Source organism: Ignavibacteria bacterium (assembly GCA_025612375.1).
Classification (GTDB): domain Bacteria; phylum Bacteroidota; class Ignavibacteria; order Ignavibacteriales; family SURF-24; genus JAAXKN01.
In genome coordinates, this window is sequence record JAAXKN010000010.1 from 90,691 (window position 1) to 113,034 (window position 22,344).

Sequence of the window (22,344 nt, forward strand, 5' to 3'; positions counted from 1 at the left end):
CCGGGGACTGGGTTCTATGGGTAATCAGAAAAGGAATGTCACTTAAAGAGAAGCATCTTTCTTGTCATTACATCTTTTCCCGCCGTCAGACGGTAGTAATAGATGCCGCTTTTTATGCCTTTGGAAGGATTAAAGCTGATGCTGTAGCTGCCGGGCAGTTCGTAGCGGTTTACAAGGCTCATTACAGAACGCCCCCTGCAGTCAAAGACCTCGAGGTTTACAAATCCCGGCCTTGCAAGGCTGTAGTTTATTATGGTAAACGGGTTAAACGGGTTCGGGTAGTTCTGATGAAGGAAAAACTTATCCTCGTATCCGGCCAGCTTATCTGTCTCCAGGACGGGAATTTTAAGGTTGCGGTCAAAGAATGCCACCACTCTTTTTAGAAGCGCGTCAGAATTAAAGGCGTTTCCGCCGTGAATTGCATCTTTTACGGGATAAAAGACTACTTCTTTTCTGTTCGTGGAAAACGCCTGCTTCAAGGCCTTATTCAGAAGATCGCTCTGGCTAAAAGGAACAACAGGATCATTAGTCCCGTGAGCTATAAAAAACGGGGGATCATCAGGGCTGACATACCTGATTGGATTAGCCAGTATGCACCTGTCTTTATTCTTACGAAGCGGTCCGCCGATAAGAAGCGCCTCATTTGATCTTGGCTGAAGATGATAGCCGTCCATTTTAAGAAAATCAGTCGGGCCGTAGAAGTCGCATACAGCCTGAATCCTGCTGCTGTATTCAAAATAGCCTCCCACGTTTCCCTCTATATTCATCGAAATGTCGCCGCTGGCTGAAGTCATTATGCCGCCGGTTGTTCCAAGCAGCGCCGAAAGGTGCCCTCCTGCCGAGGAGCCCCAGACGCCGATCCTCTCCGGATCAATGTTGTACTGGCTGGCATTCGCCCTTAAAAACCTGATTGCAGCCTTGCAGTCATTTAACTGTGCGGGAAATACCGAATCCTGGCTCAGCCGGTAATTTATTCCGGCTACAGCATAGCCTTTGGGCAGCAGGAGTTGTGCAGCCTGAATGGCGCTCGATTTGTTTCCGTATTTCCATCCCCCTCCGTGTATCCATACAACCAGAGGCAGCTTACCCTTTGGTTGCTTCGGCAGATAGATATCCAGCCTGAGGCTCCCGCCTTCTACCTTTGCATACTCAATATTTGCATAGGCTGGCTTCTGTGCGTGGAGCGTGGAACTGAAAGAGAATACAACAATACAGATACAAGCTAAATGAACTAAGAAACCAGTTGATGGCTTCATAAAAGTAGCCCCTGACTTGTATTAATGACAATTTTAAGGAAAATCCGCTTCATTTTCAATTTGGAAAAACCCGTAAAACATACAGATACGAATTTTTCCACACATCCTGATGTCTAAGGGGTTTTCAGGAGCTCTGGAAGCTCATTTCTTGTATTATCCTGCTTTTCCGTTTTTTTCCCGGCTAATCTTTTCTTCTAAACAAGCGATGATTCTAAAGAAAAAGCTCAACAACTGTACATTCATACTGCTTTTGAGCTTTCTCTTCAGAAGAATTAACTAATACTGCTCCTTGTCGTTAGGAAAACTTCTGCTTTTGACGTCTTCAATATAATGGCTTACTGCCTCCGTAATAATTGTGTGCAGGTCCGCATAACGTCTTAAGAAGCGGGGGCTGAACCCCTTATTCATACCCAGCATATCGGCATAAACCAATACCTGTCCGTCCACAGCTCCGCCGGCTCCAATGCCAATAACAGGTATTTTTAACTCCGAAGCCACGCGCTCAGCAAGCGTTGCGGGTATTTTCTCAAGCACAAGTGCAAAACAGCCTGCCTGTTCCAGAAGGTGGGCGTCACGGACAAGTTTCTCAGCCTCAGCGTCTTCTCTTGCACGGACGGCGTAAGTTCCGAATTTATTTATGCTCTGCGGCGTTAGTCCCAGGTGTCCCATTACAGGAATTCCGGAATCTATGATCTTCTTTACCATAGGGACTATTTCTTCCCCGCCTTCTAACTTCAGACCATCCGCACCGCATTCCTGCATAATTCTGATGGCATTTGTTACTGCGAGAGTTTCATTTACCTGATAGGTGCCGAACGGCATATCAACTATAACAAGCGCCCTTTTTACTCCGCGTACAACGCATTGTGCATGATATATCATCTGATCGAGCCTCATAGGCACTGTTGTCGTGTTTCCTGCCATTACATTCGAGGCGCTGTCTCCAACCAGAATTGCATCAAGTCCTGCCCCGTCAAATATCAGTGCAGTTGTGTAATCGTATGCAGTCAGCATGGAAATTATTTCACCGCGCTGCTTCATTTCAATCAGCCTGTGCGTGGTTACCTTGCGTAAATCGTTGCTAATATATCCAGTCATAACTCTTAAATTTTAATTATTAATGATATTTTATCCTGCCATAACCGCGCTACCCCAAAAAAGTTTTTTAAGCTTTCTCTATCCCGTAAAAAAAGGTGCATGCGAAATGACAGATTTATAATATACACTCCTTAATCGGGGGAATATATTATTTGCAAATTTTGCTCAGGAAAATTACTATAAAAAGCGGTTAAATACACCCCGCCTGGCAGATTTTATTGTCTCATCTGCACATTTCCTGCCAAGGGGTGCTATTTGCTTGAAGATAGCTCAAATATGGCTTATCTTAGTGATTGGAAAATTTATACTGAAACTCTTAAATGCGTAAAGAAAATTTCAAAGCATACCTTGCCTGGGTAAATGTGTGCATACTCTGGGGCACAACCTATCTGGCTATCAGAATAGGAGTCGAAGAATGGCCCCCCATGCTTTTTGCCGGCTTAAGATGGATCCTGGCAGGGATAATTCTCATTATCTTTCTTAAAGCAAAAGGCTACCAAATGCCGGGTATGAAAGATTTCCTGAATATCTCGGTTATGGGAATTCTGCTTTTGGGATTTGGAAACGGACTTATCGTCGTCAGTGAAATTACGGTCCCGAGCGGACTTGCAGCCCTCCTGATAACGACTGTCCCCTTCTGGATCGTGGGCGTTGAGGCCGCTATGCCGCATGGAATAAGGCTGAATCTGAATGTGTTGCTGGGACTTATAATAGGGCTCCTTGGAGTTGGGGTTATTTTCGGGACCGACCTGGATGCATTTACAGATCCTGCCTATATGAAAGGAATAATAGTCCTCTTAATCGGAGTTTTCCTCTGGGCTTTAGGCACACTCTACTCCAAATATAAGCGCCTCAGCGTGGCTCCCCTTACAAGCGCTGCCTTCCAGATGCTCACGGCAGGAGTTCTGCAGACCCTCTACGGCCTCATCACAGGCGAACAGCATCATATGGCGGTCGGGCTTCATGGCTGGATGGCATTCCTGTACCTTGTCAGCTTCGGCTCTCTTATAGGATATACATCATACATTTACGCAGTTACACATCTTCCGGTATCCTTTGTCTCAACTTACTCCTATATAAATCCTGTAATTGCGCTTATCTTAGGCTGGCTCGTGCTTGGTGAAAAACTCGACCTCAGCACAATAGTTGCCGCTGCCGTAATCTTTGCAGGCGTACTGCTGGTAAAAAAAGGAACCGGAGAAAGACAAAAGCTGCCGCAGGCAGATTAGAAAATAATACTTAAATTCAATTATACATATACGGGGAAATTAAAATGCGGACAGTTAAGTTTCTTGAAGGAGAAAAAATTTATTTAAGGCCCATTCAGGAGAAGGACCTTGAACTTGTGGAATTTGGGAAAAACGATACAGATGTAAGGGAAACCCTATTCCTTTTTGCACCAATGACCCAGGAGCAGGTGCGGCAGGAGATGAACTCCTGGAGTTCAAGTAAAGAGATCATGTTCTTTACCATCTGCAGCCGGACTGACGATGAGCCCGTAGGGCAGACGGCATTCGTCAGAATTGACTACGTCAGCCGTGCGGCCGTCTTCTACATTGCCATATATGACCCGCAGTTCTGGTCGAAAGGCTTTGGAGGAGAGGCTACTAAACTAATGGTGAAATATGCCTTTGAAATCCTTAACCTGAATAGAATACAGCTCCACGTCTGCAGCGAAAACTCAAAAGGCGTTAAGGCTTATGAAAAGGCGGGCTTTAAGATTGAAGGCACCTTAAGGCAGGCAATGTACCACTTCAACAGGTACATAGATTTTTATGTCATGGGTATTTTAAGGGAAGAATATTATAAAATGAAATCTGAAGCTAAATAAAGGATATATATGCTCGTTTTAGTCGGATCGGGCAACCCGGTCAAGGTAAACGCTGTTAAAGACAGCTTTTCGAAATATTTTGAAAATGTCGAAGTTAAAAGTTTCGCGACCGCCTCGGGCGTTTCAGACCAGCCTTTCGGCGAAGACACCTTTACGGGTGCCAGGAACAGGGCCATGGAACTGACTCTGATAAACAGGCGTGAAAACCTCGGCGCCGATTTCTTTGTGGGAATTGAAGGAGGCGTCCTTAATTACTTCTCGCGCTGGTTCGGTTTCGGCGTCATGTGCGTAATGGATGGTAATGGGAAAACGGGGTTCGGCACTTCCCCGCACTTCGAACTGCCGCAGGTGGTGGTTGAAGAACTCCACGCCGGAAAAGAGCTCGGAATTGTAATGGACGAGCTGACAGGCAAAATGAATACGAAGTACCATAACGGGGCGATAGGATTTTTCACCAACGGCGTTATGGATAGAAAGGACCTATACGTGCATGGAATGATCGTGGCCCTGGCACCTTTTCTGCACAGGGAGCTTTTTTTTAACCAGGGCTGAAAACTTTGTCCGGCCCTTTTTTCTTTGGTCTTAACTCACTAAAATACCGGAGAAGTTATGAGAGTTGCTGCATATGCGTTGTTTCTTATCGGTTTTCTTTTTCTGCATTCTGATGTATTCTCAAGGCCTGATGGCAAAGAGTCCGCAAAGAAGAAAACGCCCTATGATTATGTGGATCCGTTTATAGGTACAAAGGAGATGGGGCATACTTTCCCCGGCGCCTGTGTCCCGTTTGGGATGGTCCAGCTGAGCCCTGAAACAGATACGGTCCAGTTCTTAAAGGACGGGAAATATAACCCTGAGGTTTACCGCTACTGCGCAGGCTATCAGTATAACGACAAAACCATTGTGGGCTTCAGCCATACGCATTTCAGCGGAACGGGCCACTCGGATCTTGGCGACTTCCTTATTATGCCCTCAACGGGTAAACTCTATCTGAACCCCGGGACTTGGGACCACCCCGAAGAAGGCTACCGCTCCACCTTCAGCCACACAACGGAAGCTGCCTCACCCGGATACTACACTGTCAAACTGGATAAGTATAACATCAAGGCGGAGCTTACTGCTTCGAACAGAACCGGTTTCCACCAGTACACCTTCCCCAAATCCGACAGCGCCCACATCATACTCGATATGAATTACGGCATTTATAACTACGACGGCAAGGTGATCTGGAGCTCTATTAGAATTGAAAACGACACACTTGTAACTGGATACCGCATTACTGAAGGCTGGGCCCGGACGCGCTACATTTACTTTGCCATGGTTTTCTCCAAACCGTTCAAAAACTACGGCTATAAAAACAGCACCGAACCCTTGTATAAAGGCTTCTGGAGAAAGTTTAACCAGAGTGAAAATTTTCCTGAAATGGCGGGGAAAAATATTAAGGCGTATTTTGATTTCTCAACAAATGAAAATGAGAAGATTAAAGTTAAGCTCGCCATTTCATCGGTAAGTTCTGAAGGCGCCCTTAAGAATCTCGTGACTGAAGTTCCCGGATGGGACTTTGACTTTGTACGCAGCCAGGCCCGCAGGAGCTGGGAAAAAGAATTAAATAAAATTACCATTGCGGCCACAGACAGCGTTATGACAAGTTTCTACACCTCGATGTACCACGCCGATATCAGTCCCGTAACCTACAGCGACGTGGACGGATACTACAGGGGGCTTGATAACAACATACATAAGGCAGAAGGCTACACAAACTACACAACTTTCTCTTTATGGGATACATACCGGGCGCTTCATCCCCTCTTTACAATAATTCAGCAGAAGAGGACAAGCGGCATGGTGCAGTCGATGATTGACCACTACTCCCAGAGCGTGCACAAGCTTCTTCCCGTCTGGGCGCACTATGGAAACGAAAACTGGTGCATGATAGGTTACCACAGCGTGCCTGTAATTGCTGATGCGTACCTGAAGGGAATAAGGGGCTTCGATACATTAAAGGCTCTTGAGGCCTGCATAGGAACTGCCCGGAAGAGCTCCTTCCAGGGAATTGGGGACTACCAGAGGCTTGGTTATGTGCCTATGGATAAGCTCGGCCAATCGGCTTCTGTAACTCTGGAATATGCTTATGACGACTTTACAATTTCGCGGTTTGCCGGTGCCGTAAATAAAACGGCAGAAGAAAATGAGTTCACAAAAAGAGCCATGAATTACAAAAATATATTCGACACTTCAACAGGCTTTATGAGGGCAAAGGATTCCAAGGGTAACTGGAAAAGCCCGATGGATCCTTTAAGCACTGACGGGCAGGGCTTCATTGAAGGCAACGCCTGGAATTACTCACTCTACGTGCCGCAGGATATAAAGGGGTTTATTGGACTCCTTGGCGGAAAAGACAGGCTCGCCAGAAGGCTCGACTCGCTTTTTACGATGCAGCTGGACGACAAGTATTTTGAAAATACAGAAGATATCTCACGCTCGGGACTCATCGGAAACTACGTGCATGGAAACGAACCGAGCCATCACGTTCCCTATATGTACAACTGGGCGCTTCAGCCCTGGAAGACGCAGCAGAAGATTCACCTGATCATGAATTCCATGTACCGCAACGCTCCTGACGGCCTTTGCGGAAACGACGACTGCGGACAGATGTCGGCCTGGTACATCTTCAGCGCCATGGGCTTTTACCCCGTCTGCCCCGGGACAAATGAGTATGTAATAGGAAGCCCCTCGGTAAATGAGGCTAAGATTACCCTCGAGAATGGGAAATTGTTTACAATAAAGGCAGAAAATTACAATAGTAAGAATATTTACATTCAGTCTGCCGAGTTAAACGGCAGGCCGTATAACAAAAGCTACTTCATGCATGAAGACATAATGCATGGCGGAAGCCTCATATTCCACATGGGCCCAAAGCCAAATAATAAATGGGCGGCTTCTGAAGACTCCATTCCCTTTTCCATTACAAAATGAGTTTTGCCCCAAAGATGCCGGGGATCATTTCCCGGCATCTTTTGCGGGCGGGCAAATTTCTGTGAATTTTTAGTGTCCTCCTGCCAGAACCGGTTCACCCAGCGATATACCCTTCCTGTTCCTGTCAATAAAGTATCCCCATGCAACAAAAATCCACTGCATCAGGCTTCCAACTGCAACTGCCTCAGCTGATGGAGGCGGCGGACTTACCATATTTGTTACATATATGGCTAAAAGAAATATGAGAAGACTCCAGAGCCCGATCGTCCCTTTCTTATTTTCAGCCCTCGTTGAAAAAATATAAAGGGCCGCCCCGGCAATAAATATGACGCCTTCAACCAGCACTGTAAGGGAAACAAAGTTCCAGAGCCCGAGCCCCACTTTAATGCTGCTTCCCGGGTACAAAGGAAGATCCGGCACATGGGAAATCAAATCAAGTATCCAGTGGCTTAAGACAAGCGTTCCCAATATGAGGGAGCTCTTAAGGTTTTTCCTTATAAGATAATAGACACCTCCTAAGAGCAGAGCCCATATAAGGACAAAAAGCAGGCTGTGAGAAAAAGGATAATAAATAAAATTTAGCGGAGTAAATTCAGAATTACCCGGCTCAATTTTGACTTTCTCAATTCCTGTTAGCATGAGCATCGGCCACAAAAGGTCAATAAACTGCGAAGCCAGGAACATTGTGCCGAGCGACGGCTTATCGTCCAGTTTTTTTGCAGCCAGGGCTGCACCAAAATGACCAATAAACATATTGCCCCCTCTTTTATTTTAATTGAACAGTACAGTAACCCCCAGGTGTGCAGTTATAAGGTCCGTTTTCGACCTTGATGGAGTAAACAGCACCTTTCCCTGCTCAATTCTCATCGACCCTTCCTTCAGGTACTCTGCTTCCGAGCCCAGCATATAGCGTGCTTTTAAGTCTATCCATATGCCGGTAACCCTCCAGGGAGAGTTCGTTTCTTCATCATTGTTTTCCATTTCATGAACCTTTATCATCAGCCCCCCTCCTCCGCCATAGCTCCAGGCCCAGTCGTCAAAGTTTGTAGAGCTGGCTACTTCCTTGTCAAAGTTACCGCTGCTGTTGATCTGTGTCTGTGTGTAGAGATAGGAGCCTCCCCAGAGCCCTTCAATATAAGGCCTGACGTTCCCGGCCGGAGGCATAATTTGCAAAAGGAGGTGAAAGTTGACAATGTTATTTGTTCTGTTCACGCCTACCGTCACGTCCGGAATGGTCGTGCTGAAAGGTTCATTGCGCGACTCACTGCCGTAGGTCATATAGCTCCCGTCCAGGCCGAGCGTAAAAGGCATTGAAGGGTTTACAGTCCAGAGAGTTAAGAACCCCTCTGCCCCGAAGCCCATGCGGTCTATACTTTTTTTGAAATCCCCCTGCGGAAACCCCATCATAAAGTTGATGCCCGCAGACTGTGGAAGGATTTCAGGGCTTAAGCCGAACAGGAAAATAAATAATGCCGTTATGGTAAATTTTCTTCTCATCCTTTTTCCTTTGTATTTGAAAAGTTCACTATAATATTAATGAATTTCTGGAAAAATTACTATTTCCGCCGTTACGGGAAAAGGGAGTTTTCCCACACAAGCCGAACTTTTTTAACGAAAGATAAGTTATAAATAGAAAACCTGGTTATAAAAGCCGGATAATCAGCTAAGTTAAAACAAAAATGTAAATCAATTAAAGCGGCCTAAGTAAGATTTATTTTGAAATGAGAATACTACTTCTATCCGGAAATGAAAAAGAGCTGGCGGGAGTCTTAAAAGCAAGCCAGGAGAGGTTCACAGAGGAGCTCGCCCTTAAGTCTGCTTCAGATCCCTCCAGAGCACAGGGCCTGCTGAAAGAAAATGAGTTTGACCTTTTAATTGTGGACCTGGACCTGCAGGCGTTAAAAAACAGGGACACATTCTCCACGATTTTAATCTCTGCAGCAGGAATACCTGTAATATCCACAGGCAGCAGCATATCCTCCGAGGATGACTTATATTTTGGAGCAGACGACTTCCTGCCCAAAAGTGACCTGAGCCCTGCAATTCTGGAACATTCCATCAGGCATGTGCAAAAGCTCAAAAAAATGGAAAGAAAACTCAGGGAAAAAGAGGAACAGATCATCTTAACTGCCCGGCATTCCCCTGTCTTGATACTAAAGCAGGATAAAAACCTCCACTATACCTGGAGCAACAATTCATTCCTCGGATATTCTTCTGAAGAAGTAAAGGGTAAGACAGACATCGAGATTTTACCCCGGGAAGATGCCCTGGTCCTGCAGGCAATTAAAAAGCAGGTTCTCGAATCGTCCATCAAGACGCGGAAGATCGTAAAAACAAAAGCCAGGGGCAGGGATTTCTATTATGACATCGTAATTGAGCCCGATTACGATGAAAACGGCAATATGAAGGGTGTCGTCTCCACTGCACTCGATATTACAGAAAAAAAGAGTGTTGAACGGGAATTTTTAAGGGCTAAAAGCCTCCTTGAGAAGATGTTCGCAAACCTGAATGAGGCTGTTTTTGTAAGTGAAAGGTCAACCGGCAAAATAATTGCATGCAACCCTGTAGTTGAAAAAATATTCGGCTACAGACCAGCCGAGGTCATAGGCAAAACCCCTGAGTTCTTATTTTTTTCCGCCGAACATTTTGAAAACCTCAAACGCTTAGGCGACCCCCAGCTCGCAAGGGAAAACACGTTCCGGACTGAATACCAGATGAAAAAGAAAGACGGCACAACAATCGACACCGAACATACCATTAATATCCTTAAAAATTCAAAGGGCTGGGATGAAGTGCTCATTACTATTGTAATCGATATTACAGAAAGAAAAAGAACCGAGCACGCACTTATAAGCGCCAAGGAAAAAGCTGAAAAATCAGACCGGATGAAAACCGAGTTCCTGGCACAGATATCACATGAAATCAGGACTCCTGTTAATACTATACTTACCTATTCAGCTCTATTGAAAGAAGAGCTGGATTTAAGGGAGGACGACGAGCTCAGGAAGAACTTCAAGATAATTGAAAAAGCGGGCAAAAGGCTTTTCAGAACCGTAGATCTTATTGTCAATATGTCTGAACTTCAGACCGGGACCTATGAACTATATCCAAGGGAGATGGATATTTATAATGATATCCTGCGGAACCTTTATGCCGAATTCAGGAAATATGCCGCCGATAAAGGCGTTGTGATGCAGCTCGAAAACTATTCTTCTGATGCCAGTATCATTGCAGATGAATATTCCATCTCACAGGTCTTCCGCAGCCTCATCGACAACGCAGTTAAATACACGGATCAGGGAAAAATCAGGATAATCCTGGAAAAGGACGAGGAAGACAGGCTTATCGTTTCAATTGAGGATACAGGAATCGGGATTTCGGAAAGCTATCTTCCAAGGCTTTTTGAACCTTTCTCGCAGGAGGACCAGAGCTACACAAGGTCGTATCAGGGTAACGGACTGGGTTTAGCCCTGGCAAAAAAATACGCCGAGCTGAATGGGGCAGTCATTGAGGTAAAAAGCATCAAGGGCTCTGGCACTGTTTTCAGGGTAGTCTTTGACAGATAATAAATGAGGCGTCAAAAAAAACGCCCGCAGAGAAAAATTCCCGGGGCGCTTTTCTGTTTTTTAAGTCATTTCTAAAATTATCTTGTAAGCTGCCTGTACTTTATTCTGTGCGGCTGCTCGGCCAAAGCACCAAGCCTCTGGCGCTTGTTTTCCTCGTAGTCCGAGAAATTGCCTTCAAACCATACGACCTTACTTTCACCCTCAAAAGCCAGAATGTGAGTGGCAACGCGGTCCAGGAACCAGCGGTCGTGGCTTATTACAACGGCACATCCGGCAAAGTTTTCCAGAGCCTCTTCCAAAGCACGCATTGTATTGACGTCCAGGTCATTTGTAGGTTCATCCAGCAGAAGCACATTTGCGCCTGACTTCAGCATCATTGCAAGATGAACGCGGTTACGCTCGCCGCCTGAAAGAAGACCGACTTTCTTCTGCTGGTCGGCGCCCGAGAAGTTGAACTGCGCAACATAGGCTCTTGAGTTTACGCTTTTATTTCCGAGCATAAGGTTGTCCTCCCCGCCCGAGATCATCTCCCAGATGGTCTTCTCAGGATCAAGGGCTTCCCTGGACTGATCCACGTAGGCCAGCTTTACAGTTTCTCCTGTTTTAATTTCACCCAAGTCAGGGGTTTCCTTTCCTGTAATCATCTTAAAAAGTGTGGTTTTTCCGGCGCCGTTAGGGCCTATAACGCCGACAATGCCTCCCGGTGGAAGCGCGAAGTTCATATCATCAACAAGAAGCTTCTCACCGTATGCCTTATTTACGCCAGCGGCCTCAATTACATTATTGCCCAGGCGGGGTCCGGCCGGAATATAGATCTCAAGCTCCCTTTGAAGCTTTTCAGACTCCTGTTTAAGCAGGCTCTCATAAGAAGTAATTCTTGCCTTGGACTTTGCGTGGCGCCCTTTAGGAGACATCCTGATCCATTCAAGTTCCCTCTGGAGAGTCTTCTGGCGCTCTGATTCCTTCTTTTCCTCCAGAGCCAGGCGGTTCTGCTTCTGCTCGAGCCATGATGAATAATTTCCTTTCCAGGGAATTCCCTGCCCGCGGTCGAGCTCTAAGATCCAGCCTGCAACATTATCCAGGAAGTAGCGGTCGTGTGTAACAGCTATAACCGTGCCTTCATACTTCTGGAGGTGATGTTCCAGCCATGCAACAGATTCGGCATCCAGGTGGTTTGTAGGTTCATCCAGCAGAAGAATGTCCGGCTTTTTAAGCAGCAGTCTGCAGAGCGCCACCCTTCTTTTCTCTCCTCCCGAGAGAACCTTTACTGATGTTTCGCCCGGAGGGCACCTAAGGGCATCCATAGCCATTTCAAGCTTGGAATCCAGTTCCCATGCATCAAAGGCTTCGAGGCGTTCCTGGACCTTCCCCTGGCGCTCTAAAAGCTCTGTCATCTCGTCATCAGACATCGGTTCGCCAAATTTTTCATTGATTGAATCATATTCCTTTAAGAGGTCCACAACTTCCTGCACCCCTTCTTCAACAATTTCCCTTACCGTCTTAGCCTCATCCAGCTGCGGCTCCTGTTCGAGGTAGCCTATTGTATAGCCCGGAGAAAGCACGGTCTCACCGTTAAAATCCTTGTCCACCCCGGCAAGAATTTTAAGAAGCGTACTTTTTCCCGAGCCGTTCAGGCCCAGAACGCCGATCTTGGCGCCGTAGAAATATGATAAATATATATCCTTAATTACCGGTTTCTGATTATAGAACTTGCTTACCCCGATCATGGAGTAAATAACCTTGTTAGGTTCAACTGCGGCCATTCTAAATGGTTCTCCTTTTCTCGTTTTTTACGTTTTTTCAAAAATCTTCAGTCCGGTATTATAGCCCTAAAAGTCCTGATTGTCAATAAAAATCTGAATCCTGAAATCAGGCGCACTAATAGCCTTACACTGTAATTCTAAATGGAAATTTCTCTTATTTATTTTTATGTTTAAACTTATTTTTGAAGTAAAACTATCCGGGAACTTATGGAACCAAGAAAAGACTATAACCCACAGATGCATTCGGCAGAACACATATTAAACCAGACAATGGTAAGAATGTTCAGCTGCGGAAGAAGTTTCAGCGCCCATATTGAAAAGAAAAAATCCAAGTGTGACTATCATTTCGACCGTAATTTAACGGAAAACGAAATTCAGACAATTGAAGCTAAAGTAAATGAAATTATAGATTTGGACCTCCCCGTAACAGAGGAATTCTTAAGTCGCGAAGAAGCCCAAAGGACATTTAATCTGGAACGCCTCCCCGAAGACGCAGGCGACAAGGTCAGAATCGTCAGGATCGGTGACTATGACGCTTGTCCATGCATAGGCCCTCACGTCGGAAAAACAAAAGAAATAGGATCAATTAAAATAATCTCTACTGATTTTAAAAACGGTATCCTAAGAGTACGCTTTAAGAACGCCATTAATGAAAGTTAAAGTATCCAGCTTCTGGAAACCCCTGTTTGCGGTTCTCGTATGGGGAGCCTCATTTGTTGCTACAAAAATCGCTCTTGCCGAGGCTAATCCCGCTGAGATCGTCTTTACCAGGCTCATTTTCGGGATCGCCCTGCTGGCTGCCGTGGTTCTTTTTAAGGACGGGAGATTTACCGTACCAATGAGGGTGCTTAGAAATATCATTCTCCTTGCTCTAATCGCCTCTTTTCACCTTTGGATACAGGTTACAGGCTTGAAATTTACCTCAGCAGCAAACACAGGCTGGATAATAGGACTGTCGCCGGTGTTTATGGCAATTATAGGCGTAATGTTTTTCCACGAATCCCTGAATTTAATCAGGATCGGGGGCATTATGCTTTCCATGTTCGGCCTCGTGCTTTTAATCAGCAAGGGGGATTTTACAAACATTGGCCTCATTTCAAACCGGGGGGATTTCCTTGTCCTTGCAAGCGCCTTTACCTGGAGCATATATTCTGCTTTGAATAAAAAGATTTCACTGCACTTTTCCCCCCTCCTTACGATTTTCTACCTCTTCAGCTTTATGGCCCTCATTCTTTCCCCTTTTACAATCAGCCCCCGATATATCGGTTTACTTTTCCATATGTCTTTTAATGCCTGGCTGGCAATAATTTTTCTTGGCGTTTTCTGCTCCGGCATTGCCTACGTCTTCTGGGCGCAGGCCCTGAAGGAAATGGAGGCTACTACTGTGGGTGTGTTCCTTTATATTGAGCCCTTTGTAACGGTCTTCTCAGCATGGATGGTCCTTCAGGAACACATTACAATTCTTACTATCCTTAGCGGCCTAATAATTACTCTCGGCGTCTTTTTTGTCAACTGGAGGCCAAAGCCCTTGGCTTTAAAACAGTAATCTGCAGAACAAAAAAACTGAAAGCCGAGAGCCTTTCTGAGAGTGATGGCTGTGTCTTGATTTAATAATATTTTTCGATATTTTAAGATTAATACACAATAAAGCCAGGTCCGGGGTATGAAATTTAGTCTCGTCTGGAATGTTATCAAGGAAACCTTCAGCAAGTGGAGTGATGATAAGGCACCCAAGCTTGCCGCCTCACTTTCGTTTTACACGATATTCTCAATTGCGCCTATGCTCCTTTTAATAATTGCAATAGCCGGCTTTGTTTTTGGAAACGATGCCGCACAGGGAAGGATTGTCGGGCAGCTTCAGTCTTTTGTAGGAAGAGAAAGCGCAGTTTTAATCCAGAATGCAATTACGAAGTCGAGCAACATTCAGTCAGGAATAATTGCAACGGTTATAGGAGTTGTTACACTGCTTCTGGGTGCTTCGGGCGTTTTCCTGGAGCTTCAGGATTCGCTTAATATGATCTGGAAGGTAAGACGCAAGCCGGACAAAGCACTCGTAGCATTCCTTAAAAGCCGTTTAATTTCCTTTTCGCTCATTATTGCAGTGGGCTTTTTGCTGATGCTTTCGCTTATAATAAGTACCGTAATCTCTGCACTCAGCGACTTTATTGAGCGCTATATTTCAATTCCCGCCTTTGTCCTTAGCCTGACGGATTTTGTCATTTCACTCATAATTATGGTTGTGCTTTTCTCAATGATTTACAGGATATTGCCCGACGTTAAACTCTCATGGAAAGACGTAAGAATTGGGGGAATAATTACATCTCTCCTGTTCATACTGGGTAAATACCTGATCAGCCTGTATCTGGGCAGAAGCAGCGTCAGTTCGACTTTCGGGGCTGCCGGATCGCTTGCAATATTTATCATCTGGATTTACTACACTGCCCAGATACTTTTTCTTGGGGCTGAGTTTACCTATGTCTATGCCGTCAAGTTCGGCTCAGGCATAGTTCCTAAATAACTTTAAGTAATGCCCTTAATACCTGGTTTCGCTTACCCTTACGGGTACAGGGGTATCATGAGGCTCACCAAGCTTTCCTCCAAAAGCTGCGGCAACTGCCCCCAAAATAAGCCCTATAAATGCAAATATGGCGGCTTTGGACATTGCAGCTGCAACTGTATCCCCGGTCTCGCGGGCTTTCCTTTCAAGAGAATCTTTGGCCGTTGAAAGCTTCTGCTTCGACTGGTTATATGTCTGAATCCAGTTATCTACTATCTGGTTTGCCTCCTCGCGGCTTTTGCCCGTTCTTTTCATTATGACATTTACAGCTGCATCCCGGTCGGCCGCATTGGCAATATTCTGCCCCCGGCTGAAAAGACGGTCAATGAGGTTATCGGCTTCATTATCCGCAGCCTGCGGATTCTGAGCCGCATTGCCGGCGCTTCCTGTTACGTCCTGCATCGCCTCATTTCCCTGACGCCTCAGGTTCTCGGGCTGGAGCTCAGGTTTCCCGGTTTCGCGCAAGGTGCGCCGTGCCTCGGATTTCAGGTCTGCCAGGTCAATTCCCTGCTTTTGAAGCTCACTCTTGACGGCTCCTGCCACTTCAGGCGCCGCCGCCTGAATACCCTGGCCTGCCATTGAAAGTGTCTTTCCAACAAGGCTTCCTACTCCGCTTATAACGCTGCCTACTGCAGTAGTAAGCAGATAAAATGAAACAAGCGTAAATACACTGAATGCCAGTACACCATGAAGCACACTGTCGAAAGTTCTCGGAACGCCGGCCAGGCGTGAGGCGGTCATGCCCCCTAAGAAAAGAGCAATCAGCATGCTTATAACCCACCAGACCAATGCTCCGGTTCCAAGGCCTGCAAAGGGATTACTCTCCCGCATAGGCTCAATAGATCCAAAGCCTATTCCCAGACCTAAAAGACTCAGCATCAGCTGAACTACCAGGGCAACAACCACACCCGCAAAAACTGCCCCCCAGGAAATCCTCTTTAGTATTCCTGGACGCCCCTGTTCAACTGTTATATCCCTGGACCTTGGAGGAATGGGGTCCCGCTCGGGAGGAACATACCCCGGATTCATCTCTTCTGCCATGTTTTTTCTCCTTCATTTGTTGTTCATTGTTTTTCCCGGAATGCACTTCCAGCATCCCGGAAAGGTATAATCTTAAAAGCAGAACTCTTCATGGCCTTCCCCTTATTAAGATAACCGTTCCTCTTATCCACTCATTTTAATATATTACTTCATTTTTTTAATACAAGTGATAAAGAAGTCCAGCCTCCTGCACAGCCCGGACTCTTCAGGTAATGGGGCCTAACTTATTATAATTATTAATGTTGCGTGCTTTTAATATCGATTTTTGATAGCAGATAAAAGCCCGATATCTGGGAATAAAGAGAGATGATATGCCCTGTCTTGGAGAGCCGTGAAAGAGCCGGCAGAAAAATAAAAAAGGGCAGATGTTATTCCGCCCTTATTGTCACATGGCAAAACTTAAGTTATTTATTTACATCTACTTAGGTCTTACAGCTTAATTTATAATATTACTACTTAAACGCCGCTTATTGTCATCTTTTTAACTTTAATGGAAGGGCAATAAACGGAGCCTGTCTTAATCGGGTCGTCACCTATGATCTCAATATTATTCAGAATATCAAACATGGTTGAGGCAATTGTAAACTCATTTACAGGGTAGGCGACCTTACCGTTTTCAATCCACAAGCCCTGGGCTCCCCTTGAATAATCCCCCGTCTGAAGTATCTCACCGAAGCCTGAAGTGTAGGTTATAAGCACCCCGTTGTCAATTGTTTTTATCATCTCTTCCAGGCTGCTTTTCCCGCTTTCAAGATAAAGGTTGCTCACCCCGTCAGCATTTCCTGTCGTCTTCATGTTAAGCTTTCTGGCTGAATATGAGTCCAGGAGGAAGGTCTTAAGAACCCCTTTTTCAACGACAACTTTTCTCTTACTTTTTACCCCTTCGCCGTCAAAAGGACGCGAGGCAACCTGTCCTGCTATGAGCGGGTCTTCCACTATTGTAACGTTCTCCCCTGCTATTTTCTGCCCCAGCTTGTCAGTTAAGAACGACTGCTTTGTATAGATGTTCCCCCCTGTTATAGCCTGCACGAGGAATGAGAGTAATCCCCTGGCAACCGTGTTTTCAAAGATAACCGGAACCGTCTGAGTCTTCGGCTTTCTGGCTCCCCTTTTCATAATTGTACGCTTTGCAGCCTTCTCGGCTACACTTTCAACCGGGTCTAACTGGTCAAATCTGTTGGCTGCAGTATACCAGCCTCCCGACTGCTTCCTTGCCGAATTTAGGCCTTCAACGGCATCCGGGATTGCACAGGAGCTCTGCATCCCGCAGTCAGACTGCCTGTAGCCTTCGCAGAAGCCGAGTGAGTTTGCCAGGACAAAATGCCCCGAGCTGCTGCTTACAGAGGCTCCGTCGGCAATAAGGTCCTTGTCGTATTTAAGAGAAAGGCTTTCAAGCTCTTTTGCCATTTCAATACGCTTTTCAATTGTAACGGACTCTTCATTTGGGTCATACATTTTGAGATCCGCTTCCGCCATTCCAAGCTCATCTTTTTCAGGAAGCCCGTAGAACTCGTCTGCCCCCGTGTACTTTACAATTTTCATGGCATCTTTGACCAGGTTCTTCAGTGCCTCTTCGGAAAAATCGCTGGTACTTACAGCTGCCTTTTTCTTATCCTTGCTCAGCGTTAAGGAAAGCACTTTTGAATTTGACTGCGTAAGGGTGTCTATCTTCTGGTTGCGGACTGAAACCTCCTTGTCCGTCCCATAGCTGATACGGACAACTGCCGTATCCCCGCCCTGTTTTTTAACCAGATCTATGACTTCCTGAGCCAGTTTTTTATGTTCATCAAGTAACATTTTTACTCCGGATTTTTTGTTTTACATGCCGCCAACTGTGATTTCAGATACCTTAACTGTCGGGAGTCCGACTCCAACAGGAACCGACTGCCCCTTGCCGCAGGTCCACATGCCGTCGGAAAACTTAAAGTCATTTCCGACCATTGTAACCTTAGTAAGGATGTCAGGCCCGTTGCCGATCAGGGTAAAGTTTTTAACCGGATAAGTCATCTTTCCCTCCTCGATCATAAAGGCCAGCGTGGGATTGAAAACAAAGTCGCCGTTTGAGATATCCACCTGTCCGCCCGAGAAGGTTTTGCAGTAGACGCCTTTCTTAATTGAGGATATAATCTCCCCGGGGTCTGTTGTGCCGTTTTCAAGGTATGTTACCGTCATTCTGGGAATCGGGTAATATTTGTAGGATTCCCTTCTGCCGTTTCCGGTCTGCTTAACCTTATAGTAGTTTGCGCTGATTCTGTCGTGCATGTAATCTTTTAGAATTCCTTTTTCAATCAGCGTTGTTTTATTGGAAGTCACAGCCTCGTCATCAAAGTTAATGCTTCCGCGGTCATTTGGAATTGTGCCGCCGTCGTAAACCGTACAGAGCTCCGAGGCCACTTTCTGCCCTACGCGTCCGGAATAGGCCGAAGTACCCTTCCTGTTGAAATCGGCTTCCAGGGGGTGTCCTATGGCCTCATGAAGGAGGATTCCTGAGTCTCCGGGCGAAAGCACTACAGGCATAGGGCCTGCAGGGGCGTTCTTTGCGGTTAAAAGAAGAAGCGCCTGCTCTACGGCTTCTTCGGCCAGCTTTGTGTGGCTTTTAACATTCTTGAAATACTCCATTCCAATTCTGCCGCCGCCGCTCATGCGTCCCGACTGGCGTTTACCTTCCTCTTCGGCAATAACCGATACATTATAGCGCATAAGAGGCTGATAATCTTCCATAAGGACGTTTTCGCTGTTGGCTACAACAATAAAACGTTCAGAGTCCAGTATATTGGCGCTTACCTTTGTAATACGCTTGTCTTTCTGAAAAGCCGCAGTTTCGGATTCCTTGAGGAGTTTTATCTTCTCATCAAGCTCCACTTCGCTGAAAGGAAGGCTTATTTCATAATAATTCTTCACTTTCTGGTTTGTAACATTGGCAGAAAAGCTTTTTCCCGCCTCATTTGCTATGTTTGCAGCCGTAAGAGCAGCATTCTTCAGGCTTTCAAATGTCATGTCTTCAGAATATGCATAGCCCGTCTGGTCCCCTTTTAAGACCCTGATTCCGATGCCGGAGGAGATATTCTTTGAAGCACTCTTAATTATCCTGTCTTCAAGAAAAATGCTGTTATTTATGCTGTAGTCGGCATACAGGTCGGCATAATCTCCCCCTTTTGAAAGGGCAACTGCAAGGAGTTTATTTATTGTAACGTTATCAAGGCCGCAGAGTGTCTTAAAAAACTCATAGGATGATGTCCTGCCCATAGCCTGGCCGGCAAACGCCCTGTCCAGCATAGGGTTTACAAGTGCCGCCCCCACAGCCAGTGTACCGGTGATCTTCAGGAAATCCCTTCGGGAGATGCCCGGAATATTGTCGCTCATATTTGAAGCCTCCAAATGTGGAATGGATTAATAGCTAAAATTCAGATATGCAAGATCATTGATATTTTCTGAATAATCAAGGAAAGAAATACGAATTTGTTAAGTGCGGTTAAATAATGTTAAAGGCGGCTTACCTGTTCTGCAAACGGTAAAAATAAGCCGCCGGAAGTGCTCTAAAAATCTCTTTCTATTTGAAGTCGATGTTTACGTCTTCAACAGGCCAGCGCGCCCTCAGGTTCAGCGTATCCGGATAAAAAGTAAACCTGTCGGAGGGCTTAAACGGGAACGGTTTACCCGCATTATAGACTCCCGTACTGTCCCTGTTATCGAAACTCCAGATCTGATACTTGCCGGGAGTGACCTTATTAAAGTTAAAGTCTTTTTTCCGCCCAATGCGTTTTTTATAAACGGGCCTGTTTTTATCCACTCCCTGGAGCACAACAACCAGGTTGCTGCTCATCATATTTGAGTCAGGCCTGATGCTGCCGGAGACACCGGTATATTCCATGCCCGAACTGGTTGTAAATGTGAGCGTATAAACTGAATCTGTACTGTTGCCGGCGGCATCCATAATCTGCTTTAAGTCGACTTTTATCGAATATTTCAGCCTGGGCTTCAGTTCAGACATTACCTTCACCTTAAAGGATGCGTTATCATCAAAGCTTACATCTACAGGGAGTTTATTGCCCGATTTGTCGATTGCGGAAATCCCTTTTTTTGCCTGAAGGGAGTCGAAGCCGTCATCAAAATAAAAAGTAAATTCAGGCTTTGATGTCTCTACCTCTCCTTCATTTGCTCCAGGCTTTGTCTGCAGAAGCCTTGGGGCAGAAGTGTCGGGTTTGGTACTGACAGTAAGTTTTACAAAATCATCCTTTGTAGTATTGCCGTGCCTGTCGGAAACTCTTTTGGCAAAAAGGTATATGTTGTCCTGCCCGCCCGGGGTTTCTTTTAATGCAAGCACCATTTCGTTGGCTTTAGCCCGTCCCTTAAAAGCATAAAGCGGTGAAAACTCTTTTTGTGTGGTGGAGTCATAAATGTAGAAGTTGCCAGCATTAATAATAGTGCTGTCGAATTCCTCGCTTATGCCGATAAGAATATGATAGCGGTCCGTCATTGCCGCTGAAACGAGCCTCGGCTTTGCAGTATCCTCTTTTGAAAGGAAGTAATCCATGTTTCTGAAAACCGAATCTTTTCCTGATAAGGTAATATCCCTGTATGGCGCCCCAAAGAGGTCCTCGCCTACATTATAAATAAAATCCCGGAATTCATCTTTTATTGCAAAAACCCTGTATGTGCCCTCAGCCATACCGAGGAGCCTGAATCTGCCGTCCTTGCCCGCCTGAGAGATATACTTGGGTTTTTCTTTCGAAGGGTTGATTTCAGCTCCGGTATTCTCATAGGCATAAAGCATTACTCCTGACGGGTCGTTAGTAACGACTTTTCCCTCAACCATCCCCTTGTCAATTTTATTTCCTGTTGAGAATGAGAAAGAATAAGCCTGCGCCATCCTGTTCCTGTTGTTTAAGTCCACAAGATCTGTTCCCAGTGTTACAACATAAGTCAGGCTGTCGCGGAGATGTTCAGGGAAGTTCACTCTTAAGGTTTTCCCGCTCCAGTCATATTCCAACTGTCCTTCCACGGCAGGAGAAATAAATATGGCATCCTGCGCTGAGCGCCTGTCCACGTACTCGGAAAAGTTAACTTCAAAGTAACCCTCATGGAAGCCTGTTGTACCGTTTTCCGGATATACAGAAACAACTTCAGGAGGAGTCCTGTCTATGGGCCCACCTCCCGGTGCAAGCTGGTTTGCACAGCTTGCCAATAGAAGCGGCAGTACCGGTAAGATAAGAAGTTTTAGTATTTTTCTGCCTGTTTGTCCCGCCATTGTCTGTATGCTCTCACTAATTTTTGGTGTTCGGAAAATGATGAAGAAAACTTATGCCCGCCTGTTCCATCGGCAACGAAGTACAAATAATTGTGCTTTGCCGGATAGAGTGCCGCCATAATTGCCGCCCTGCCCGGATTGCTTATTGGTCCGGGAGGCAGGCCGTAATATAAATAAGTATTATAGCGCGAATCAAATAAGAGATCCTTATTATAAAGCCTTCTCCAGCGCCCGAGCAGTGCATACTGAACGGTCGGATCGGCCTGCAGTTTCATACCTGCCTTAAGACGGTTATAATAAACGCCTGCAATAACAGGATACTCGGAGGCTTTTGCCGACTCCCCTTCGACAATTGAAGCTATGGTAAGGATCTCCCGCAGGTCGTATTTCATCCCTCTGAGGCGGTTTTTCAGGCTGTCTGTAAAAAACCTGTTAAACTCTCCCCTCAGGCGGCCGATTACCTGGCGCGCAGACGTCTTTTCATAAAAATAATAGGAGTCGGGCATTAAATACCCTTCCAGGCTCGGGGCGTCAATACCCAAAGAATCCAGGAAACGCCTGTTCTGGCAGAGTTTAACGACCTCCAGGCTGTCCTGCTGGAGCCTGTCTTTAAGTATATGCGCAAACTGGTAAATAGTAAAGCCTTCAGAGAAGGTAATAAGTGAAGAGACCTCCCTTTTACCCGAGGTAAACAGTTCCATTAGGCCCACGTAGCTGAGCCCGTTTGGAATCTTATACCGACCGGACTTCAGGTTCCTCCCCCCGCCCATGATAATTGCCGCAATCCGCATATTTGTCTTGCTTGGAATTATCCCCTTGGCGTAAAGTGAATCCAGTGTGTTGTTCAGAGTCATCCCATGCCTGATCTCAAAGGTAACAGGAGACTGCCACTTGTAGTAATTGGGCGAGAAAAAAGTATTAATAAGAATTGCCAGAGTAATAACAAAAGCTAACGCTACTATCATCAGCTCTTTTTTACTCAGCAGATCCTTAAATGACTTTTTTTTTTCT

General features: G+C 45.8%; 18 protein-coding genes. 8 read left to right on the top strand and 10 right to left on the bottom strand.

The features are described 5' to 3' along the window. Positions 1-38 precede the first annotated feature (38 nt). Together HF312_09035 and panB are read right to left on the bottom strand one after the other, a co-directional pair. Positions 39-1,256 carry an alpha/beta hydrolase fold domain-containing protein gene (locus tag HF312_09035; GenBank protein ID MCU7520345.1) on the bottom strand — a complete coding sequence of 406 codons (1,218 nt, stop codon included), beginning with the start codon at positions 1,254-1,256 and terminating at the stop codon, positions 39-41. A gap of 276 nt (positions 1,257-1,532) precedes the next feature. After that, positions 1,533-2,354, bottom strand: coding sequence for a 3-methyl-2-oxobutanoate hydroxymethyltransferase (panB, locus tag HF312_09040; GenBank protein ID MCU7520346.1), 822 nt, complete (start codon positions 2,352-2,354; stop codon positions 1,533-1,535). Between the two features lie 320 nt (positions 2,355-2,674). Here panB and HF312_09045 point away from each other — a divergent pair, with 320 nt between their 5' ends. Genes HF312_09045 through HF312_09060 form a run of 4 tightly spaced genes read left to right on the top strand, consistent with a single transcriptional unit; the run spans position 2,675 to position 7,158 of the window. Beyond that, a complete protein-coding gene (locus HF312_09045) occupies positions 2,675-3,583 on the top strand; it encodes an EamA family transporter (GenBank protein ID MCU7520347.1) in 909 nt (302 codons plus the stop codon). A gap of 44 nt (positions 3,584-3,627) precedes the next feature. Next, entirely contained in the window at positions 3,628-4,185 is a 558-nt protein-coding gene (locus HF312_09050) for a GNAT family N-acetyltransferase (GenBank protein ID MCU7520348.1), read from the top strand. 9 nt (positions 4,186-4,194) lie between these two features. After that, positions 4,195-4,737 carry an inosine/xanthosine triphosphatase gene (yjjX, locus tag HF312_09055; GenBank protein MCU7520349.1) on the top strand — a complete coding sequence of 181 codons (543 nt, stop codon included), beginning with the start codon at positions 4,195-4,197 and terminating at the stop codon, positions 4,735-4,737. A gap of 57 nt (positions 4,738-4,794) precedes the next feature. Further along, the gene (locus HF312_09060; GenBank protein ID MCU7520350.1) at positions 4,795-7,158 is read left to right on the top strand and encodes a glycoside hydrolase family 92 protein; all 2,364 of its coding nucleotides are present in this window, start codon (positions 4,795-4,797) and stop codon (positions 7,156-7,158) included. A 69-nt stretch (positions 7,159-7,227) separates the two neighbouring features. Here the strand turns inward: HF312_09060 and HF312_09065 are convergent, their stop codons facing one another. Beyond that, complete coding sequence (locus HF312_09065; GenBank protein MCU7520351.1) at positions 7,228-7,911, bottom strand: hypothetical protein; 684 nt, start codon at positions 7,909-7,911, stop codon at positions 7,228-7,230. Between the two features lie 18 nt (positions 7,912-7,929). Next, entirely contained in the window at positions 7,930-8,655 is a 726-nt protein-coding gene (locus HF312_09070) for a hypothetical protein (protein ID MCU7520352.1), read from the bottom strand. A 224-nt stretch (positions 8,656-8,879) separates the two neighbouring features. On the opposite strand from HF312_09070, the gene HF312_09075 reads away from it, so the two are divergent. After that, entirely contained in the window at positions 8,880-10,724 is a 1,845-nt protein-coding gene (locus HF312_09075; GenBank protein ID MCU7520353.1) for a PAS domain S-box protein, read from the top strand. Between the two features lie 77 nt (positions 10,725-10,801). Here HF312_09075 and ettA read toward each other — a convergent pair whose 3' ends face one another. Then, positions 10,802-12,487 carry an energy-dependent translational throttle protein EttA gene (ettA, locus tag HF312_09080; protein MCU7520354.1) on the bottom strand — a complete coding sequence of 562 codons (1,686 nt, stop codon included), beginning with the start codon at positions 12,485-12,487 and terminating at the stop codon, positions 10,802-10,804. 207 nt (positions 12,488-12,694) lie between these two features. Here ettA and HF312_09085 point away from each other — a divergent pair, with 207 nt between their 5' ends. From HF312_09085 to HF312_09095, 3 genes are all read left to right on the top strand, one after another. Then, positions 12,695-13,147 carry a hypothetical protein gene (locus HF312_09085; GenBank protein MCU7520355.1) on the top strand — a complete coding sequence of 151 codons (453 nt, stop codon included), beginning with the start codon at positions 12,695-12,697 and terminating at the stop codon, positions 13,145-13,147. Further along, positions 13,137-14,033 (top strand): DMT family transporter, encoded by an 897-nt coding sequence (locus tag HF312_09090; protein MCU7520356.1) that lies wholly within the window; start codon positions 13,137-13,139, stop codon positions 14,031-14,033. Before HF312_09085 ends, HF312_09090 begins: the two co-directional genes overlap by 11 nt. A 117-nt stretch (positions 14,034-14,150) precedes the next feature. Then, complete coding sequence (locus tag HF312_09095; protein MCU7520357.1) at positions 14,151-15,005, top strand: YihY/virulence factor BrkB family protein; 855 nt, start codon at positions 14,151-14,153, stop codon at positions 15,003-15,005. A gap of 15 nt (positions 15,006-15,020) precedes the next feature. On the opposite strand, the gene HF312_09100 is transcribed toward HF312_09095, so the two are convergent. The 5 genes from HF312_09100 to mltG all read right to left on the bottom strand — a co-directional run bounded on the left by HF312_09100 (position 15,021) and on the right by mltG (position 22,298). Continuing rightward, positions 15,021-16,037 (bottom strand): hypothetical protein, encoded by a 1,017-nt coding sequence (locus tag HF312_09100; GenBank protein ID MCU7520358.1) that lies wholly within the window; start codon positions 16,035-16,037, stop codon positions 15,021-15,023. A 504-nt stretch (positions 16,038-16,541) separates the two neighbouring features. Continuing rightward, positions 16,542-17,882 (bottom strand): TldD/PmbA family protein, encoded by a 1,341-nt coding sequence (locus HF312_09105; protein MCU7520359.1) that lies wholly within the window; start codon positions 17,880-17,882, stop codon positions 16,542-16,544. Between the two features lie 21 nt (positions 17,883-17,903). Continuing rightward, entirely contained in the window at positions 17,904-19,448 is a 1,545-nt protein-coding gene (locus tag HF312_09110; GenBank protein MCU7520360.1) for a twin-arginine translocation signal domain-containing protein, read from the bottom strand. Between the two features lie 187 nt (positions 19,449-19,635). Then, a complete protein-coding gene (locus HF312_09115) occupies positions 19,636-21,333 on the bottom strand; it encodes an Ig-like domain-containing protein (GenBank protein MCU7520361.1) in 1,698 nt (565 codons plus the stop codon). Continuing rightward, positions 21,303-22,298, bottom strand: a complete 996-nt coding sequence (mltG, locus tag HF312_09120) for an endolytic transglycosylase MltG (protein MCU7520362.1) — start codon at positions 22,296-22,298, stop codon at positions 21,303-21,305. The genes HF312_09115 and mltG overlap by 31 nt, the downstream gene beginning before the upstream one ends. Between the last annotated feature and the right edge of the window lie 46 nt (positions 22,299-22,344).

What these genes read in the sequence shown, in the direction of transcription:
- HF312_09035 (MCU7520345.1), bottom strand. Translation starts at nt 1,256, where the DNA reads ATGAAGCCATCAACTGGTTTCTTAGTTCATTTAGCTTGTATCTGTATT.
- panB (MCU7520346.1), bottom strand. Translation starts at nt 2,354, where the DNA reads ATGACTGGATATATTAGCAACGATTTACGCAAGGTAACCACGCACAGG.
- HF312_09045 (MCU7520347.1), top strand. Translation starts at nt 2,675, where the DNA reads ATGCGTAAAGAAAATTTCAAAGCATACCTTGCCTGGGTAAATGTGTGC.
- HF312_09050 (MCU7520348.1), top strand. Translation starts at nt 3,628, where the DNA reads ATGCGGACAGTTAAGTTTCTTGAAGGAGAAAAAATTTATTTAAGGCCC.
- yjjX (MCU7520349.1), top strand. Translation starts at nt 4,195, where the DNA reads ATGCTCGTTTTAGTCGGATCGGGCAACCCGGTCAAGGTAAACGCTGTT.
- HF312_09060 (MCU7520350.1), top strand. Translation starts at nt 4,795, where the DNA reads ATGAGAGTTGCTGCATATGCGTTGTTTCTTATCGGTTTTCTTTTTCTG.
- HF312_09065 (MCU7520351.1), bottom strand. Translation starts at nt 7,911, where the DNA reads ATGTTTATTGGTCATTTTGGTGCAGCCCTGGCTGCAAAAAAACTGGAC.
- HF312_09070 (MCU7520352.1), bottom strand. Translation starts at nt 8,655, where the DNA reads ATGAGAAGAAAATTTACCATAACGGCATTATTTATTTTCCTGTTCGGC.
- HF312_09075 (MCU7520353.1), top strand. Translation starts at nt 8,880, where the DNA reads ATGAGAATACTACTTCTATCCGGAAATGAAAAAGAGCTGGCGGGAGTC.
- ettA (MCU7520354.1), bottom strand. Translation starts at nt 12,487, where the DNA reads ATGGCCGCAGTTGAACCTAACAAGGTTATTTACTCCATGATCGGGGTA.
- HF312_09085 (MCU7520355.1), top strand. Translation starts at nt 12,695, where the DNA reads ATGGAACCAAGAAAAGACTATAACCCACAGATGCATTCGGCAGAACAC.
- HF312_09090 (MCU7520356.1), top strand. Translation starts at nt 13,137, where the DNA reads ATGAAAGTTAAAGTATCCAGCTTCTGGAAACCCCTGTTTGCGGTTCTC.
- HF312_09095 (MCU7520357.1), top strand. Translation starts at nt 14,151, where the DNA reads ATGAAATTTAGTCTCGTCTGGAATGTTATCAAGGAAACCTTCAGCAAG.
- HF312_09105 (MCU7520359.1), bottom strand. Translation starts at nt 17,882, where the DNA reads ATGTTACTTGATGAACATAAAAAACTGGCTCAGGAAGTCATAGATCTG.
- HF312_09110 (MCU7520360.1), bottom strand. Translation starts at nt 19,448, where the DNA reads ATGAGCGACAATATTCCGGGCATCTCCCGAAGGGATTTCCTGAAGATC.
- HF312_09115 (MCU7520361.1), bottom strand. Translation starts at nt 21,333, where the DNA reads ATGGCGGGACAAACAGGCAGAAAAATACTAAAACTTCTTATCTTACCG.
- mltG (MCU7520362.1), bottom strand. Translation starts at nt 22,298, where the DNA reads ATGATAGTAGCGTTAGCTTTTGTTATTACTCTGGCAATTCTTATTAAT.